Raw genomic sequence first — 17,224 nt, 5'->3', positions numbered from 1 at the left:
CAGCTGGCACCGCGCCTCCAGGACGAGGGCCCGAGGGTCCCAGTGCCCGACGGATCAGACGTCGCGCGACCGCGCGAGCGTCAGGGCCAGTGCACCGACCACGACGACCTCGGCGAGGAGCACCGAGAAGCCACCCCAGCCGTTCAACGTGACGCCCTCCGACGGCGTCAGCCCCGGGTAGTCGTACGTGTGGAGCTGCCCACCGGCCTGGCTCGGCAGGAACTGGATCACGTCCGTCGCCCACTGCGCGTCGAGCAGCCCGCCGACGAGCGAGAGGACCACCGGGAGCACGAGGAGGATGCCGAGCGTGATGGCGATGCCGCCCGCACTCGACCGGACGATCAGCCCGATGCCGAACGCGAGGAGCGCCAGCAACGACGAGTAGACCGACGCACCGAGCAGCGGCATGAAGACCGCCGGGTCGGAGACGGCGGGGTGCAGTCCGCCGGCGGCCTGGAAGGCGTACGAGACGGCCACGCCGATCCAGGTCGAGACGAAGCTGACGACGAACGTCGACACCGCGAGCACGACGGCCTTCGCGAGCACCACCCCGGTGCGACGCGGGTCGGCGGTGAAGGTCGAGCGGATCTGCCCGGTGGCGTACTCCCCCGAGACGATGAGCACGCCGAGCACGCCGACGACCAGCGCCGTGAGCATGACGCTCGCGGTGTTGATGCTCACGAACTGCCCGTCGACGGACTGCTGCGGCACGTTGCCGTCCTCGCCGACGAAGCGTCCGAGCGCCGCAGCCATGCCGACGGTGACGACGACGATGACGGCAGAGCACCACCACGTCGAGCGGATGCTGCGGAACTTGATCCACTCGCTGCGGACCAGTCGGGGGAAGGACAAGCCGGCCGAGCTCGGGACCGAGGCCTTGTGGGTCGTGGTGGCGGTCATCGGGTGCCCTCCGATCGGTACTCGACCTCGTCGCGGGTGAGGGCCATGTAGGCCTCCTCGAGGCTCGCCCCGGTCGGGGTGAGTTCGTGCAGCTCGGCGCCGGTCTGCGCGGCGATGCGGCCGATGGTCGGTGCGTCCGGGCCGACCACGAGGAACGAGCCGTCCTCGCGCGGGGTGATCGCGGACGCGGCCGAGCCGACCGCGGTGAAGAGGAGGTCGGGGACGGGTGTGCGGACGACCGTGCGGGCGCCGCCGCCGTTCGAGCCGCCGGCCGCGACGAACTCCGCGATCGGGGCGTCGGCGAGGACCTTGCCCCGACCGAGCACGACCACGCGGTCCGCGGTCTGCGCCATCTCGCTCATGAGGTGGCTGGAGAGGAACACCGTGCGACCGTCCGCGGCCATCCGGCGGGCGAGCTGCCGGACCCACACGACGCCGTCCGGGTCGAGGCCGTTCACCGGCTCGTCGAGGATGAGGGTCTTCGGGTCGCCGAGGAGCGCCGCCGCGATGCCGAGGCGCTGCCCCATGCCGAGCGAGAACCCGCCGACGCGCTTCTTCGCCACGGACTCGAGCCCGGTGAGGTCGATGACCTCGTGCACCCGGCTCTTCGGGATGCCGTGGGTCGCCGCCAACGAGAGCAGGTGGTTCCAGGCGCTGCGCCCGGAGTGCACCGCCTTCGCCTCGAGCAGCGCACCGACCTGCCGGAGCGGGTCACGGAAGGACGCGTACGGGCGTCCGTTCACGAGCGCCGTGCCGGACGTGGGCCGGTCGAGGCCCATGATCATCCGCATGGTGGTGGACTTCCCGGCGCCGTTCGGCCCGAGGAAGCCGGTCACGCTGCCCGGCCGCACGACGAACGAGATGTCGTCGACGGCGGTCTTGGGACCGTACTGCTTGGTGAGGTGCTCGACTTCGATCACGGTGCGACGCTACCGGCGCGCTGCGGCCGGGCACCTCCACCCTCCGACGGAGATGCGCCACGGCGCCCCCACCGCGGGGATGACGGCCCGGCGGTTGACGGGGCCAGGTCCACCGCGGCCGACCGGGCGCGGTACGAAGCGGCCGACCGGGCGCGGACCGCGCCGGCTGACGGGCACGTGGACGGCGGGCGCGTACCGTGCGACCCATGAGCGACACGACTCCCGACCAGCCCACCGACGGCTCCACCGACGTCTCCGAGGAGGAGCGCCGCCGGACCGAGGACCTGCCCGACGGTTCGGCCTCGGGCGACGCCACCGAGGACCCGTCGCAGGACAGCGACGTCGACTCCGGCGGCGAGCCGGCCGACCCGAGCTAGCGACCGACGAACGGACGCCGGGCTCGACCGAGGACGGTCGAGCCCGGCGCCCGTTCGGGTCACTTCACGTAGTCGTACGTGGTGACCCAGTCGATGTAGAGGTGGCCGGGCTTGCCCCAGTTTCCGACCTGGAACATGTACCGGTGCGCCGTCTTCGGCACGTCCTTCGTGATCGTCCGGATGACCCGGTTGTCGAGCAGGTACGTGACGCTCTTCCCGGGGATCCACTCGACCGAGTACGTGTGCCACGAGCGCCAGTTCACGCCGGTCGAGGTGGTGTAGGTGTCGACCTCGTGTCCCGGCGTCATCGAGTGGTGGTACGACATCGGGGTGGCCTCGAAGTTGCCCTCGGGGTAGTCGATCTCACCGTCCGCCCACCGGTTCGACGTCGGCCAGAGCATCACCGCAGCGCCGTTCCCGTCGCCACCGGTCGCCCGTGCACGGATCGTGAACTTGCCGCCGAGGTGCGTCCAGGCGTCCTTCGGGGTCCCGAACGTGCCGGCGGCACCCTTCGTCCCGCTGAGGTAGACGTCCATCACACCGTGGTGCGCGCTGATCTGCGACCCCGAGTAGTACATCTGCGACATGGCGTCCGGGTACGGCTGCCACGACTGGGCGTACCGCTTCGCGAACGGCCCGTTCGCGGCAGCGGTCGTGTTGAACTGTTCCGCGAAGCGCTGCTGGAACTTCCCGATGTTGCCGGTCGGCACGCGGGTCGCGTTGTCGGTCTTGACGGCCACCGCGGCGAGTGCCGGGTCGCTGTCGGTGATGGGCACGGCGATGAGCACCGCGGCGAGGAGCGCCGCGAGGGCTCCCCGTGAGAAGGCGCGTTCGAGCATGGATCGTCACTCCCTCGGTGACCGGGAGACGCCCTGTCCCGAGGGCGCCGGGTGGCCCCCTGTCGGCCACCTGAGAGGAGCGTACGAAGCGCTCCGCGCCGGCGCACGCCCTGGGTCCGCTGAGGGCGTCCCCAGTCCGGGAGGCAAGCGTGCCCCACTTCGAGGGATCGAAGATCCTGTCTGTCCGCACCGACGGGTCGTCACGTCGGACCGGTTCGACGGACGGGAGGCGCGTGGCGACGCTGCCACGTCCCTCCCGTCCGGCTCGGGGCCGGGTCCACCGCCGCGCGGTGGCCGGGCGGTTCAGTCGCGCGCGGTCGCGTCCGCGGCGAAGCGCTCCTCGAGCGCCGCCGCGAGGGTCGCGACGTGCGGCTCGCGGAGCACCGAGTTGTGTTCGCAGTGCATCCGGACCTCCTCGACCTCGCCGACCAGGAACGGTGCCCACCGTTCGGCGCCGGAGTCGTTGCCGTCCGCGACGACGAGCGTCACCGGTCCCTCGTAGCGGGACGGACGATGTCCGCGCGACACGATGAGGGCGTGGTCGAAGAAGGCGCGGAACTGGCGCTGCCCGGCCCACCGGAACATGCCGGCCGTGTACGCACGCCCACGGCGTCCGAGCTGGCCGAGCGGCGCCACGACGCGCTCGCGGAACACGCTAGCGGACGGCGCGCGCCTGCCGAACGCGGCGCGACCGCCGTGGCCGCCGAGGTCGAGCTCGCCGAACTCGATGGCGTCGGCCTGCTCGGCGGCCTGCTCGGGCAGGTAGGTGTCGAGCAGCACGACGCGCTCGACCTCGTGGCCCGCGGCGGTGAGCACGGCCGCCATCTCGAGCGCGACGAGTCCGCCGAACGAGTGCCCGACGATCGTGTACGGCCCGCTCGGCTGGGCGATCCGCATGAGCTCGATGTACCGCCGGGCCATCGCGGCGACGCTCCGGTCCGGCAGGGCGCGGCGCTCGAGGCCGTGCTGCTGGAACGCGTACACGGGGTGGTCGGCGAGGTGCCGGGTGAGCGGGGCGTAGGTCAGCGCGAGGGCGCCGGCGCCCGCGACGCAGAACAGTGGCGTGCCGGTGCGTCCGGACCGGTCGGCGAGCGCGACGACGTCCGGGTGGCTCGGGCTCGCCGCTGCCCCGCGGCGGATGCGTGCGGCGAAGAGGCGGAGCGTCGGGTGCTCGAGCAGTTCGGAGGACGGCAGGTCCACGCCGAGCCGGTCCTCGACGGCGGCGAGCATCTCCTCCGCCGAGAGCGAGTCGCCGCCCAGCGCGGAGAAGTCGTCGTCGAGGCCGATCGCCGGGAGCTGCAGCGCACCGATGGTCGGCAGGCCGAGCACCTCGGCCCAGATGAGCCCGACCGCGAGCTCCCACTGGTCGAACGTGTCCTCGCCGAGGGGACGACCGTCCTCGCCCAGCGGCTGGCCGTCCTCGTCGAGGACGCTGCCGAACGCCGGGGCCGGTGGGAGGGCCGCACGGTCCACCTTGCCGCGCTCGTTCCGCGGGAGCGCCGGCACCGGGACGACCGCGGTCGGCACCATGTAGTCCGGCAGCAGCTCGCGCAGGGCCTTGCGGACGGCGGCGGGCGACGGCGAGCGACGACCGGAGGCGGCCACCACGTAGGCGACCAGGCGGGTGGGCGCCGGCGGGGCCTTCACCGCGATGACCGTGGCCTCGCGCACGGCGTCGACGGTCCGGAGCGCTGCTTCGACCTCGCTCGGCTCGACGAGGTACCCACGGACCTTGACGGCGTCGTCGGCCCGGCCGAGCAGGGTGAGGAGGCCGTCCTCGTCGAAGCGCCCGAGGTCGCCGATCGACCAGGTGGGCGTGCCGTCCTCGGCGGTCCCGGCGCGGGTCGCGGTGACGTCAGGAGCGCCCCAGTAGCCGCTCGTCATGGCGTCGGACACGCACACGACCGCACCGGTCTCGCCGACGTCGGCGAGGGTGCCGTCCGGGCGGCGGACCTCGATGTGCTTGCCGGCGACGATGCGGCCGGACGGGATGCTCCGCTCCGGGATCGCGTCGCCGGCGGCGATCTCGTTGACGGCGTAGACGTTCGTCTCGCTCGACCCGGTCCAGTTGCAGAAGGACGCGGTCGGACCGAGGAGCGGACGGAGCGCGACGACGTCCGGGCCGGTGACGGCCTCCCCCACGGTCGCCACCATGCGGAGCGCCCGGAGCCGCTCGTCCGTCGGGTCCAGTGCGCCGGTCAGCGAACGGACCAGGTGCGGCGTGGTGTGCAGGGTGGTGAGGCCGGCGTCGCGGACCCAGGTCGCCAGCCGGTCGATGCCCAGGCGGCGCGGGTCGGCGAGGTGCAGCGCGGCACCGGCGGTCAGCGTGGACAGGACGAGGGAGAAGCCCGCGGCGAAGCCGTGCGGGAGGACCGAGGCGACCCGGTCGGAGGAGACGATCCGGAAGGCGGCACGGTCCGCGGCCATGCCGACGAGGGCCTGGCGGTGCGTCATCACCACGCCCTTCGGCGCCCCGGTCGAGCCCGAGGTGAAGATGATGTCCATCGCGTCCTGCCCGCGGCGCGCACGGGCGGCCGGCACCGTCGGCAGCGGGCCGCCGACGCCGGCCCGCGTCCGGGCCTCGGCTGCGGCAGCCTCGTACGCGACCAGCACGCCGACACCGGCCGCGCCGCCCGCACCGGCGACGAGTGCTCCGGCCCGGTCGGCGTACTCCTGGTCGGCCACGACGTCGATGATCCCGGCCAGCTCCATCACGTGCCGCAGTCGGGCCTCGGGCAGGAACGGATCCAGTGCCACCGCGATGCGCCCGGCGTGGACCAGCCCGAGGAGCGCGACGACCGACGCCGCACCGTGCGCGACCATCACGCCGACGGGCACCGACTCGCCGCCCTGCTGCGGCTCGACGCCTCGTCCGCTGTGGTCGTCCGGCGTGAGCCGCTCGTCCAGCAAGGTCCCGAGCGCCAGGACCGTCCGGTGCAGGTCGCGGTACGTCATGCTCGTGTCGGCGTCGACGAGGGCCGTGACGTCCGGGAAGCGCGCGGCGGCCTCGGCGAGCACCTCGGGCACCGAGGCGTCGACCGCCGGCATCCCCGGGTCCTCCTGGTGGGGCGCGGCAGGCGCCCCGGCGAGCATCGGGTCGGTCGAGATGAGCACGTGATCCCCTCACGGGTGGCGGTCGGGTGTCCAGGTGACGCTAACCCGCCCCCTGCCGGCTCCGGGGGCCGGGTGCGGGAACCCGCCGAAGGGTGCGACATCGCGCAGCCGCCGACCACGCCGCGATGCGGACCCTCGCAGGACCTCCCTGCACGACGCCGCCGGGCCGTAGCGTCGCGGCAGGTCCCGATCCGGCGAGGAGTGTCCCGTGCCCAACGACCAGCGAGCGACCGGCGCGTTCGGCCCCTTCACCGTCCGCGTGTTCACGGCGCTGTGGCTCGCCGCGCTCGTCAGCAACGTCGGCAGTTGGATGCAGACCGTCGGCGCGCAGTGGTTGCTCGTCGACGAGCACGCCTCCCCGGCCGTCGTGGCCCTCGTGCAGACGGCGTCGAGCGTGCCGGTCCTGCTGCTGGGCGTCCCCGCCGGGGTCCTCGCCGAGTTCGTGGACCGTCGACGGCTGCTCATCGGTGTGCAGTGCCTGCAGGCGGTCGCCGGACTCGGCCTGACGCTGCTGACGGCCGCGGGCGCGACGACCCCGGCGCTGCTCCTCGTCCTGACGTTCGTGATCGGCGTCGCCTCCGCGGTCCAGCTCCCCGCGTACCAGGCCCTCGTGCCCGAGGTCGTGCCGGGTTCCATGATCCGGGACGCGGCCTCGCTCAGCTCCATCGGTGTGAACATCGCGCGCGCCGTCGGTCCCGCGGTCGCCGGTCTGCTCATCGCGCACGCCGGCGTGCCGGTCGTCTTCGCCCTGAACGCGCTGTCGTTCGTGGTGTTCCTCGCTGTGCTCGTCGCCTGGCGCGGCCACCGGCCGCCGGTCGTGCACCCGGAGCCCTTCCTCGACGCGACCCGGGCCGGTCTCCGGTACGTGCGGAACTCCGGGGTGCTCCGGTAGGTGCTCCTGCAGCTCGCCTGCTTCATGGTGCCCGCGAACGCGATGTGGGCACTCCTGCCGCTGGTGGCCTCCGGGCGGCTGCACCTCGCTGCGAACGGCTACGGGCTGCTGCTCGGCGCGCTCGGCGCGGGCGCGGTCGGCGGCGCGTTCCTGATGGGTCCGCTGCGGGCCCGGCTCGGCGGGAACCGGACGGTCCTGCTGTCGAGCGTGGTGTTCGGCGTCGGGACGGTGCTGCTCGTCGTCCTGTCGTCCCTGTGGCTCGTGGTCGTCGTCCTCGTGCTCACCGGCGTCGCCTGGATCGGCGTCGTCACGACGCTGAACGGCACGACGCAGGCGTTCCTCCCGCAGTGGGTGCGGGCCCGCGGCCTGTCGGTCTACCAGCTCGTCATGTTCGGCTGCACCGCAGGCGGAGCCGCCCTCGCCGGTGCCGTCGCGACCGCCGTCGGCGTGGTCCCCGTGCTGTGGGTCGCCGGCGCGCTGACGGTCCTCGTCGGACTGCGGCTGCTCCGCTGGCCGCTGCCCCGCACCGACCAGGACCGCAGGCCGGTCACGATGCCGCTGACGGACGTCCCGCCGGTGCTCGCCGAGGCGGACGAAGCGGTCGGCGGGCGGTCGACGCTCGTCACCGTCCGCTACGTCGTCGCGGACGGACAGCTCGCCGAGTTCCGACGGCTCGTGCCGCTCCTCGGCCGCAGCCGTCGCCGCACCGGAGCCGCGACGTGGGCGCTCTACGACGACCCGGCGTCACCGGGGGCGTACGTCGAGGTCTTCACGCTCCGGAGCTGGCGTGAACACCTCGACCAGCACCGGGTGCGGCTCACCGGGCACGACGCCGGGCTCGCGGCGCGCGTCCGCGCGCTGTCCGATCCGGCACCCGTCGTGACGCACCTGGTCGCCACGGACCTGAGCGGGTCGCCCGCGGCGGTGGAGCGGCACTGAGACGGACGGGAGGCGCGTGGCGGCACCGCCACGCGCCTCCCGTCCGTCGGTGGCGTACCGCTGCTGTCAGTGGATGCGCAGCTGCGCGACCATCGGGCAGGCGAACGGGTCACGGGCGGCGAGGCCGACCCGGTTCAGGTAGCGGACGACGATGCCGTAGGACCGCAGGAGCGTCGTCTCGGTGTACGGCACGTCGAGGGCGTCGCAGTGCTGGCGGACCAGCAGACGCGCGTGCTTGAGCGCCGGTCGGGGCATCGACGGGAACAGGTGGTGCTCGACCTGGTGGTTCAGCCCACCCATGAGGAACGACACCCACCAGCCGCCCCGGATGTTGCGGGACGTGCGGACCTGCCGCGAGAAGAAGTCGACCTTCGCGTCGTGGGCGATGGTCGGCATGCCCTTGTGGTTCGGGGCGAAGGACGCGCCCATCATCACGCCGAAGACCGCGAGCTGCACGCCGAGGAACGCGCACGCCATGCCGAACGGCAGGAACCAGAACACCACGGTCAGGTAGATGGCGAAGCGCGCGACGAGCAGCGTGCCCTCGAGCCAGCGGTGCCGCACGTCGGCCTTGGATCCGTTGCCGGTCAGGACGGACACGACCGCGTGTCGGTGCAGGTTCAGGCCCTCGAGCGTCAGCAGCGGGAAGAACAGCCAGCCCTGGAACCGCAGGAACGTGCGCATCAGCGGTCCGCGGGCCGCGGCGGCGTCCTCGGGCAGGAAGCGCACGCCGTCGGGGGCGATGTCCGGGTCCTTCCCGACGGTGTTCGGGTTGCCGTGGTGACGGGTGTGCTTGTTCATCCACCACGAGTAGCTCAGGCCGACGAGGAACGTGCCGAGCCAGCGACCCGCGTGGTCGTTCCAGCGCTGCGAGGCGAAGACCTGCCGGTGCGCGGCCTCGTGCGACAGGAACGCGAACTGGGTGAACAGGACACCGAGGACACCGGCGACGACGAGCTGGAACCAGGAGTCACCGAGGAACGCGAACGCGACCCAGGCGACGGCGAGGCCGGCGACGAGGCTGGCGAACAGCGTCCAGTAGAAGCCCGTGCGGCGGCGGAGCAGCCCGTGTTCCTTCACCTGCGCCAGCAGCGCGGAGTAGGTCGAGGTGCCGTTGCGGCTCCCCGGTCCGGGACGGGTCCGGGTGTACCCGGGTGCGAGCGGCGTGGTGGTCATCAGGGACCGACCTTCCGTGGTGGAGCGGTCCTTCAACCGGTTCGGGGAGTTCACGCGACTGCGCTTGGCAGGACCGTAGGTGGCGAACATGCGAGTTCGCCCGGTTGTCCACGGCGCGCCGTCGAGGACGCCGGAATACGCAGTCCGGCGGCGTCGGTGGTGGCGTCTAGCGTGCCGGTGTGCCCGAGGGTGACTCCGTGTTCCGTCTCGCCGCCCGGCTGCGGCAGGTCGACCGCGCGCTCGTGGTCGGCGGCGAACTGCGCGGCGGCGCATCCGCCGGGCGCACGGTCGCGGGGGTGCACGTCCTCGGCCATGCGACGCACGGCAAGCACCTGCTGACCCGGTTCGACGACGGCACGACGCTGCACACGCACCTGCGGATGACCGGCTCGTGGACGGTCACCGGCCCGGGTCGTCGGCTGCCCGCGGCGGCCGCGCGTGACGCCCGGGTCCGGCTCGCCCTCGGCGACGGCCGGACGGTGTGGGGGCTGTCGCTGCCGGTCGTCGAGCTCCTCCGCACGGTCGACGAGGCGCGCGTGCTCGGGCACCTCGGCCCCGACCTGCTGCACGACCCGTTCGACCGGCTCACGGCCGCGAATCGCGTGCAGGGCTCCGGCACGACGATCCGTCGCGCCCTCCTCGACCAGCGGAACGTCGCCGGGCTCGGGAACCTGTGGGTGAACGAGCTGGGGTTCCTGCGCGGGGTGCACCCGGACACCCCCGCGGCCGACGTGGACGTGCCGGGGTTGCTCGACCTCGGACAGCGGATGCTCGTGCGGTCGGCGACGGTGCCCGAGGTGTACCAGGTCACCACCGGTCGGCGGGAGCGCGGCCGACGGCACTGGGTGGTCGGGCGCGCGGGGCGGCCGTGCCTGCGGTGCGGGACGACCGTGGTCGGGCGGGACGACGTCGAGGTGGTGGGGCCGGCGCCGCGGCGGGTGTGGTGGTGCCCGCGGTGTCAGCCGTCGCAGGACCGCGTCGGCAGCGGATCGTCGTGACCACGGGCTCGGAGTGCCGGGTGCCGGACGTCGACGAGCGCGACCAGGGACCGCCGACCGCGGGCCGGTCAGGTGACGGTGATGCCGTCGATGAAGTCCTGCACGAACGGCTCGAGCTGCGCGAAGGTCTCCTGGTGGACGCCGACCGCGCTGATCCGGACGTCCGTGCCGCCGCTGCGGAACACCCAGACGACCCCGACCTGATGGCCGCCCTCGCCGTCGTCGGTGGTGAACGACCCGCGTCGACCCGCACCGAGCCCGACGGCCGTGACCTCGGCGGTCGACTCCGGCGTCGCGAGGTCCCCCGGGGAGACCTCGAGGCGCAGGTCACGTGCCACGACGTCTTCGAGGTCGCCGGAGGCCTCGGTCGCCAGGACCTGGAGCGGGAGGAACGGACCGCCGAGGTGCGGCATGCAGAGCCAGAGCGCCGCGGCACCGCTCGTCCGGGTGGCGAGGTGCAGGAGCGAGTCCGCGAACCAACGGCCCTGCTCTCGGGTGGCGTCGGGCGAGTCGGCGACGACGCGGCGCGCCGTCCGCTTCGCCCACCGGGAGGCGCTGCGCCCCTCGACCGGGTCGGGCCAGGTGCGCGGCACGGGGGTCCAGGTGCCCTCGTCGAACGCGAAGTGCAGGGTGCCGTTCATCGGGCGTCCTCGTCGTCGTCGGGTCCTGTGGTCTCGTCGCCGAGCGGGTCGCGGACGAGCACGTGCGTGCCGGCACCGTCGCGCCACTCGATCGACGCGCACATCGCGTCGAAGAGCACGCCGAGCGCCTCCACGACGCCGCGTTCGCCGGCGACGTCCGCCGCATCGGTCTGCTCGGGGTCGCGCGAGACGACGGTGAGCCGCACGTCGAGCAGCAGGTCGGTCCGTCCGGGGATCCGGGCGAGGACCACGCGGGTGCCGAGGACGCGCGCTCCCGGCGGGACGGTGTCGGGCGCCGGCGTCGAGTGGTCCCACCACCGGACGGCCGGCACGCCGGCGATCGCGGTCGTCAGGCCACGGTGCGCGATGAGCTGTGCGAGCAGGAGCTCGTCGAGGTCGTCGGACGGGGCGTCCTCGACCGAGACCGCGGACACGGTGACGCTCGCCGAGACCCCGGTGCCCGCGAACCCGCCGGCCGGGAGGTACGAGTCGAGGACCAGACCGGGCACGTCGGCCCGGAGGACGTCGGCGAGCGCCGTCTCGGCCTCCTGCACCCACGGGCCGTCGGCGGCCCCTGCGTCGCGGGCGGTGGCGGTGGCCATGCGCGCGGCGACGTCGGGGTCGACGCGCCCCGGCACGTGGACCCACCCGGGCGGCACCGTGATGCTGTAGCGCTCGACGCTCACCGGGCGGCCGCAGCGGGTCGGTCGGCTGACGACGCGGCGCTGCGGTCGAGGCGCGCGGTCGCGACGAACGCGGCGACCGCCAGCACCGCTAGCACCACGGCGGCCCACACGACGGAGTGGGGCCAGCCGTCGAGGCCCGAGAACCGGGTCCCCAACAGGAACACCGCGAAGGCGTCGACGGCGAGTCCGATGCCGACGATCGGACTGCCGCGCAGGACCTCGCGGCGGTTCCAGGTCGCAGCGATCACGAAGCCGACGACCGCGAGGACCGTGCACGCCCAGTACGGCCACGCCGGGGGCACGAGCGCCGGCCATCCGTCGCGCTGCTGCCACATGTCGTCCGTCGAGACGTCCGACGGCAGGAGGGTCGTCAGCACGATGCCGGTGACGATCACGGCCACCGCCGGGAGCATCAGGAAGACTCGTGCGACGACGCTCCACGGGTTCCACATGCGGTCCCATCCGGCGAGCGGATGCCGTTCCCTCACCACGCTGTCCCCAGTCTCGGGCTCCACCGCACGTCGACGACATCGGTCGCACCGAACGTGTTCGCGAGGGTGGTGCCCATGCCGTACCCGAAGTTCGCGCCCGCCCACCGGCGGGCCTTGCTGACGGCCTCGTTCAGCCGCACCGCGTCTCCCGAGACCTGTCCGGGCACCGTCCGGTTCAGGTAGTTGGAGGCCTGCGCGACGTCGCCGTCGCCCCATGCCCCGCGGAGCGCCTTGTCGCCGACCTTCGGAGCGGACCGCTCGTAGGTCCGTTCGGCCGCCCGCACCCACGAACGCGGCCTGGCCATGCCCTGGCCGGCGCGGACGCCGCGGGAGGCGGCGAGCGCCTTCCCCTCGACCGCCACGGCCTTCGACGCCGCGGCGCCGGCACCGAAGGTGAAGCACCCGATGACCGACAGGGCGGCGTCGGTCCACGACCCGGTGCCCGCGGCGGCCCGCGCGGTGTCGATCACCGCACCGACCGCCATGACCGCCACACCGATGGCAGCGAGGATCGCGAACGGCGGGAAGAAGAGCGCGACGAGCGCCAGTCCGGCGCCGATGTACCCGAGGTACTCGCTGACCTTCGACAGCCAGGCGTCGTTCTCCTTCATCCAGTGCTGGAAGGTGTTCCAGGCGTTGTCGTGCAGCCCGTCGTCCGTGCTGTCGTCGATCCGGGCGATGGCGGTCTCGGCCGCGCGGTCGCGGTCCTGCTCCGCCTGCTCGATCGCAGCGGCGGCCCGTGCCGCTTCGGCCCGGAGCGACGCCGCGCGCTCCTGCTGCGCCGAGGCCTGCTGCTGGAAGTGGTCGACGTCGTCCGGGTTCGCCGTGCTCGACGCGAGGTCGGTGTAGTGCGCGCTCAGGCGGTCGGCCGAGTCGAGCTCCCCGGTCGCCGTGTCGTGGCTGGCACTGGCGCGGGCGGCGGTGTCGATCGCGAGCTCAAGTGCCGCGGCGTAGTCCGCCAGCGCGTCACCGGTGCCCTGGTAGCGCCCGTGCGCCTTGCGGAGCTTCGCCGCGAGGTCGCCCGCCTTCTCGACGAACGCGTCGACGGCGTCACTGGAGGTGGTGCCGGACCGCATGCCGCTCAGGGTCGACGCAGCGCTGGCGATGTCCGTGGCGATCGACCGGTAGTGCGTCGCCATCGACCGGACGGCAGCGGGGTCGCCCGCGATCGCCGCGCTCACCGGTCGCCCGCGACGGACTCGACGAGCTTCCGCTCGGCCTGGTCGAACGCGTCGTCGATCGCGAGGGCGGTTTCCCCGAGATCGCCGATCGCCTCGCTGAGCTGGTCGCGCATGCCGTCCCACTCGGACGAGAACGACCGGATGCGCTCGGCGAGCCCGGCGTGCCCGACGGCGTCCGCTGCGGTGCCGGACCGCTGCTCGGCGTGGTCGAACTCGGACTTGACGGCGCGCAGTTCGCTCCAGAGCGCGTGCAGGCCGTCGCTGTCGAAGCGGAGTGTCCCCTGTGCCACGGTGGCGATCCCCTCAGTCGGTGCCGTGTGCTCGGTCTTTCCGGAGCGCCCACATCATACCGGTCGGAGCGCGCGACGGTTGGCCGGTCCGGGTGTCGGCGGGTCCGCGGGCCCGGAGTCGGAGTGCCGCGCGTTCCACGTCCGAGGCGCCCGCATCGGCGTCGTCCACCCAGTCCGGCACCGCGGCGCCGGCGTCCCGGGCCTTGCCGGTCGCCCACGGTCGACCGCGCATGCCGGCGACGCCGAGGTCGTGGAGGTCGTCGCCGGTCCAGCCGTGTTCGAGGAGTTCGGTCGCGGCCACGGCGAGGGTGCCGTACCGGGGCGGACCGTCGGGCTGCTCGCGCAGGAACGCGTCGAGTCGGAGGCAGGCGACGGCGAACTGCTCGAGGTGGCGCTGCTGCCGACGACGGCGGACGGCGGCGAGGACGCCCGTGAGCAGACGGGCTCCCGGGGGACGCATCACTCGCTCCCCCGTCGCTCGGTCGTCCGCTGCACCGGTCGGAGAGCAGAGAAGCCCACCGAGATGCTCGGTGGGCTTCCTCCGGTCGGGCTGACAGGATTTGAACCTGCGACCCCTTGACCCCCAGTCAAGTGCGCTACCAAGCTGCGCCACAGCCCGTGAGCCCCAGAGAGGCTCGGAACCCCGTCACCGGGACTCCACCACCCACGTCCGACCGGAGCGTGCGCAGCCCGACCAGCATAGCGGACGCCCGACCCCTCACGCGCCACGACGGCACGCCCCGCGCGCGTCGCGGTGCACCCCCGGCGATCAGCGTGATCGACGGACCGGCTGCACGACCTCCCGCTGCGCGGCGAGCCACGGCAGCGCCAACCCGACGAGCAGCCCGCCGAGGCCGTCCGCCGCGAGGTCCCCGATCGTGTCGTCGTAGCCGACGGAGATGGCGGAGTCGACGTAGTTGTGCCCGAGCCACTCGCACATCTCCCACACGGCCCCGATCGCGAGCCCGGCCGTGAACACCAGGATCGACACGGGCACCCGACCGGCGTCCGGCGCGTGCGGCACCAGCCGGAGGTCGGCGGCGATCACGGCGAGCAGCGCCGCGAGCAGCCCGGTCAGCACGACGTGGATGAGCTTGTCCCACAGGAACACGGACGTGTACCACTCGAGCGCACTCGACCACCCGGCGACGAGCACGAGCACGCACACCGCGACGTCGAAGGCGGGCCGGAGTCCGAGCATCCGCGGGACGACGACCCCGAGAAGCGCGAGCGCCATCACCGCGAACGAGGTCGAGCCCCAGCCGACCGCGGCGACGGGGACGCTCACGAGGGTCAGCAGTCGGACGACGTCGGCGGCGAGGAACCGCCGCCGCAGGAACGTCGGCCCGAGCGTGGCGATCACGAGGCCCACCGCACGACCGCGTGCACGGCGGCGTGGTCGGACGGCCACACCCCGCCGGGTCGCCTGGTCGAGATCGCGACCCGGTCGACGACGGCGTCCTCCGTCACGAGCACCCCGTCGATGCGCCGACCCCCGACACGCGGACTCGCGTAGTGCGGGTAGGTCCCGAAGGGCTCGGTCACAGCACTGGAGGCGCGTGGCCAGCTGTCGACGACGCCCGCCTCCGCCAGGGCTCGCCATGGTGCGGAGCCGGCCGGGCAGTTCCAGTCCGCCATCACGACGGCCTGCAGCCCGCGCTGCCGAACGATGCGTCCGAGGAGCTGTGCGCCGCGGAGCCGCGCCCAGGGTGACGCGACGTCGAGGTGCGTCGCGATCGCGAGGAAGGCCGTGTCGGTCCGGCGGTCGCGGACGACGGCGCCGACCGCGTGCCGCGGGAACGCGGTCCCCCACGACCGTGAACCGGCACGACCCGGGGTGCGGGACAGCGCCCAGGTCCGCCGCTCGACGACGTCCAGCCGCTCGCGGTCGAGGAAGAGCCCGACCGCCTCGCCACCGCCGCGCGCTCCACGACCCGCGACCACGGGTTCCCACCGCGACCCGAGGCCGGCGGCGAGGTCCGCGGACTGGGTGGGCAGCGCTTCCTGGACGGCGAGGACGGTGGGTCCCTCCGACGTGACGAGCGCGACGACCGCGTCGCGGCGGCGGTCCCAGGCGTCCGGGTGACCCGCCGGGCGGGGCACGCGCCGGCGGACGTTGAGGGTGACGCAGTGCACGTCCGGGGCGGCGACGGGGCCGATCAGCGGCGGGTCGTCAGGGTCGTCGTGCATGGTCCCCTGTCTACGAGACGACACCCGTCGGATTCCCAGGGTCCCCTGCGGCACGTCCGTATGGTGGCCCGATGCGTTCCGGCCGTCCCTCCCGTCTCCTGCTCGCACTCTCGCTCGGCGGGCTGCTGCTCGGAGCCGCCGGGTGCACCTCCGCGACCTCGACGCCGACCGTGGCGCAGCTCGCGCGGAGCGAGGCGGACGCGGTGACCGTGGCCGCACAGGGCACCGCCGCGGCGCGTTCGGTGGCGGTGAGCCGGGCGCTCTTCGCCACCGCTCCCGGGGCCGTGGTCGCACCGGCGGACGACGCACGGGCGATCCGGCACGCGGCGAGCGCCGCACGGGCCGCGCACGTGCCGGTGCTGCTGACGGACGGCGGGGCGGACGACGCCGTCGCGGCGGAGCTGCGGCGGCTGCACGCCGACTGGTACCAGGCCGAGGGCGACGCGTCGGTCGACACCGACGTCCCGGAGCGCGCCGCGCCGGACGACGCCGACGCGCCGGAGGCGAGCCGCGCCTCCCGGACGGCCACCGTCGTCGTGGCGGATGCGCGGGCGGACGCGGCGGTCGAGGCGACCGCAGCCGCCTCCCGTGCGCGTGTGGTCCGACTGCCGGACGGGGTGACGGACGTCGCAGCAGCCCCGGACGTCGTCTCCGCGCTGCACGACCGACGCGGCCACCCGACGGTCCTCGTCGGCACGGCGTTCGCCGACGTGCCGGACCCGGACTGGGTGGTGCGGGCCGCGGCGAGCGGTTGGCAGCTGCCGCACGGCGGGCAGCGGCCGTTCGACGGACACCGGTACGTCGCGCTCTACGGCGCGCCCGGAGCGCCCGTGCTCGGCGTCCTCGGTGAGCAGGACCCGGCGGCCACCGTGCGTCGCGCCGAAGCCACCGCGGCGCAGTACGACGGGCTCGGCGACGAGCCGGTCACGCCCGCGATGGAGGTGATCGCGACCGTCGCAGCCGGGGACGCCGGTGCGGACGGCGACTACTCGACCGAGCTGCCGGTCTCGACGCTCGAACCGTACGTCGACGCGGCGCACGACGCCGGGATGCCGGTCGTCCTCGACCTGCAGCCCGGCCGCACCGACTTCCTGACGCAGGCGAAGCGGTACGAGTCGCTGCTGCGGAAGCCGGGCGTGTGGCTCGCGCTCGACCCGGAGTGGCGGCTGACGGCCGACCAGGTGCCGCTGCGGCAGATCGGCAGCGTGTCGGCAGCGGAGGTGAACCGCGTGTCCTCGTGGCTCGCCCGGCTCGTCCGCGAGGAGGGCCTGCCCCCGAAGGCCCTCGTCCTGCACCAGTTCCGGCTGTCGATGATCCAGGACCGGCAGGCGCTCCGGTCGCACGCCGAGCTCGACGTGCTGGTCCACGTCGACGGGCAGGGGTCGCAGCCGGACAAGCAGGCGACGTGGAAGGCGCTGCACGAGGGTGCTCCGGCGGGGGTGCACTGGGGCTGGAAGAACTTCTTCGACGAGGACACGCCCATGCTGACGCCTGAGCAGACGATGTCCGACGTGCAGCCGACGCCGTCGCTGGTCACCTACCAGTAGCGGGTCACCCCCACAGCCGGGAGGGACGGGGCGCGGTCCGTCG

The 17,224-nt window shown here is 73.8% G+C and carries 16 protein-coding genes, 1 tRNA gene and 1 pseudogene; 4 read left to right on the top strand and 14 right to left on the bottom strand.

Annotated features, from left to right (window positions below):
* Positions 1-54 precede the first annotated feature (54 nt).
* Both ACY3FI_RS05625 and ACY3FI_RS05620 read right to left on the bottom strand, forming a co-directional pair.
* A complete protein-coding gene (locus ACY3FI_RS05625) occupies positions 55-900 on the bottom strand; it encodes an ABC transporter permease (protein WP_462549799.1) in 846 nt (281 codons plus the stop codon).
* Positions 897-1,820 (bottom strand): ABC transporter ATP-binding protein, encoded by a 924-nt coding sequence (locus tag ACY3FI_RS05620; protein ID WP_462549798.1) that lies wholly within the window; start codon positions 1,818-1,820, stop codon positions 897-899. The genes ACY3FI_RS05625 and ACY3FI_RS05620 overlap by 4 nt, the downstream gene beginning before the upstream one ends.
* Before the next feature lie 206 nt (positions 1,821-2,026).
* Here ACY3FI_RS05620 and ACY3FI_RS05615 point away from each other — a divergent pair, with 206 nt between their 5' ends.
* Entirely contained in the window at positions 2,027-2,197 is a 171-nt protein-coding gene (locus tag ACY3FI_RS05615; RefSeq protein ID WP_462549797.1) for a hypothetical protein, read from the top strand.
* 59 nt (positions 2,198-2,256) lie between these two features.
* Here ACY3FI_RS05615 and ACY3FI_RS05610 read toward each other — a convergent pair whose 3' ends face one another.
* Positions 2,257-3,036, bottom strand: a complete 780-nt coding sequence (locus ACY3FI_RS05610) for a glycoside hydrolase family 16 protein (protein ID WP_462549796.1) — start codon at positions 3,034-3,036, stop codon at positions 2,257-2,259.
* Positions 3,037-3,339: 303 nt separating this feature from the next.
* A complete protein-coding gene (locus ACY3FI_RS05605; protein WP_462549795.1) occupies positions 3,340-6,150 on the bottom strand; it encodes an alpha/beta fold hydrolase in 2,811 nt (936 codons plus the stop codon).
* 208 nt (positions 6,151-6,358) lie between these two features.
* Here ACY3FI_RS05605 and ACY3FI_RS05600 point away from each other — a divergent pair.
* Positions 6,359-7,981: pseudogene (locus tag ACY3FI_RS05600) on the top strand (MFS transporter).
* A 66-nt stretch (positions 7,982-8,047) separates the two neighbouring features.
* On the opposite strand, the gene ACY3FI_RS05595 reads toward ACY3FI_RS05600, so the two are convergent.
* Entirely contained in the window at positions 8,048-9,157 is a 1,110-nt protein-coding gene (locus tag ACY3FI_RS05595) for a fatty acid desaturase family protein (protein WP_462549794.1), read from the bottom strand.
* 197 nt (positions 9,158-9,354) lie between these two features.
* Between ACY3FI_RS05595 and ACY3FI_RS05590 the strand changes: the two genes are divergently transcribed.
* The gene (locus ACY3FI_RS05590; protein ID WP_462549793.1) at positions 9,355-10,155 is read left to right on the top strand and encodes a DNA-formamidopyrimidine glycosylase family protein; all 801 of its coding nucleotides are present in this window, start codon (positions 9,355-9,357) and stop codon (positions 10,153-10,155) included.
* A 68-nt stretch (positions 10,156-10,223) separates the two neighbouring features.
* On the opposite strand, the gene ACY3FI_RS05585 is transcribed toward ACY3FI_RS05590, so the two are convergent.
* From ACY3FI_RS05585 to ACY3FI_RS05545, 9 genes are all read right to left on the bottom strand, one after another.
* Positions 10,224-10,796: a hypothetical protein gene (locus ACY3FI_RS05585; protein WP_462549792.1), complete on the bottom strand. Its 573-nt coding sequence runs from the start codon at positions 10,794-10,796 to the stop codon at positions 10,224-10,226.
* A complete protein-coding gene (locus ACY3FI_RS05580) occupies positions 10,793-11,482 on the bottom strand; it encodes a hypothetical protein (protein WP_462549791.1) in 690 nt (229 codons plus the stop codon). Before ACY3FI_RS05580 ends, ACY3FI_RS05585 begins: the two co-directional genes overlap by 4 nt.
* Complete coding sequence (locus ACY3FI_RS05575) at positions 11,479-11,970, bottom strand: hypothetical protein (RefSeq protein WP_462549790.1); 492 nt, start codon at positions 11,968-11,970, stop codon at positions 11,479-11,481. Before ACY3FI_RS05575 ends, ACY3FI_RS05580 begins: the two co-directional genes overlap by 4 nt.
* Positions 11,967-13,154 carry a putative T7SS-secreted protein gene (locus tag ACY3FI_RS05570; protein ID WP_462549789.1) on the bottom strand — a complete coding sequence of 396 codons (1,188 nt, stop codon included), beginning with the start codon at positions 13,152-13,154 and terminating at the stop codon, positions 11,967-11,969. Before ACY3FI_RS05570 ends, ACY3FI_RS05575 begins: the two co-directional genes overlap by 4 nt.
* Positions 13,151-13,444, bottom strand: coding sequence for a hypothetical protein (locus ACY3FI_RS05565; protein ID WP_462549788.1), 294 nt, complete (start codon positions 13,442-13,444; stop codon positions 13,151-13,153). Before ACY3FI_RS05565 ends, ACY3FI_RS05570 begins: the two co-directional genes overlap by 4 nt.
* Positions 13,445-13,457: 13 nt before the next feature.
* Positions 13,458-13,904, bottom strand: coding sequence for a hypothetical protein (locus ACY3FI_RS05560; RefSeq protein ID WP_462549787.1), 447 nt, complete (start codon positions 13,902-13,904; stop codon positions 13,458-13,460).
* Between the two features lie 85 nt (positions 13,905-13,989).
* A tRNA-Pro gene (locus ACY3FI_RS05555) sits at positions 13,990-14,063 on the bottom strand.
* Positions 14,064-14,213: 150 nt separating this feature from the next.
* Complete coding sequence (locus ACY3FI_RS05550; protein WP_462549786.1) at positions 14,214-14,807, bottom strand: DUF2238 domain-containing protein; 594 nt, start codon at positions 14,805-14,807, stop codon at positions 14,214-14,216.
* Positions 14,804-15,634: an endonuclease/exonuclease/phosphatase family protein gene (locus ACY3FI_RS05545; protein WP_462549785.1), complete on the bottom strand. Its 831-nt coding sequence runs from the start codon at positions 15,632-15,634 to the stop codon at positions 14,804-14,806. The genes ACY3FI_RS05550 and ACY3FI_RS05545 overlap by 4 nt, the downstream gene beginning before the upstream one ends.
* 71 nt (positions 15,635-15,705) lie before the next feature.
* Between ACY3FI_RS05545 and ACY3FI_RS05540 the strand changes: the two genes are divergently transcribed.
* Positions 15,706-17,181, top strand: a complete 1,476-nt coding sequence (locus tag ACY3FI_RS05540) for a hypothetical protein (RefSeq protein WP_462549784.1) — start codon at positions 15,706-15,708, stop codon at positions 17,179-17,181.
* Positions 17,182-17,224 lie beyond the last annotated feature (43 nt).

Source organism: Curtobacterium sp. RM9, from assembly GCF_054956955.1.
Note: the sequence above shows the minus strand (reverse complement) of the source record. Positions and strands in the feature narration are given on the sequence as shown.

Bases quoted from the DNA above. Each gene is read 5' to 3' on its own strand.
- ACY3FI_RS05625 (WP_462549799.1), bottom strand. From the start codon at position 900: ATGACCGCCACCACGACCCACAAGGCCTCGGTCCCGAGCTCGGCCGGC.
- ACY3FI_RS05615 (WP_462549797.1), top strand. From the start codon at position 2,027: ATGAGCGACACGACTCCCGACCAGCCCACCGACGGCTCCACCGACGTC.
- ACY3FI_RS05610 (WP_462549796.1), bottom strand. From the start codon at position 3,036: ATGCTCGAACGCGCCTTCTCACGGGGAGCCCTCGCGGCGCTCCTCGCC.
- ACY3FI_RS05595 (WP_462549794.1), bottom strand. From the start codon at position 9,157: ATGACCACCACGCCGCTCGCACCCGGGTACACCCGGACCCGTCCCGGA.
- ACY3FI_RS05585 (WP_462549792.1), bottom strand. From the start codon at position 10,796: ATGAACGGCACCCTGCACTTCGCGTTCGACGAGGGCACCTGGACCCCC.
- ACY3FI_RS05560 (WP_462549787.1), bottom strand. From the start codon at position 13,904: ATGCGTCCCCCGGGAGCCCGTCTGCTCACGGGCGTCCTCGCCGCCGTC.
- ACY3FI_RS05545 (WP_462549785.1), bottom strand. From the start codon at position 15,634: ATGCACGACGACCCTGACGACCCGCCGCTGATCGGCCCCGTCGCCGCC.
- ACY3FI_RS05540 (WP_462549784.1), top strand. From the start codon at position 15,706: ATGCGTTCCGGCCGTCCCTCCCGTCTCCTGCTCGCACTCTCGCTCGGC.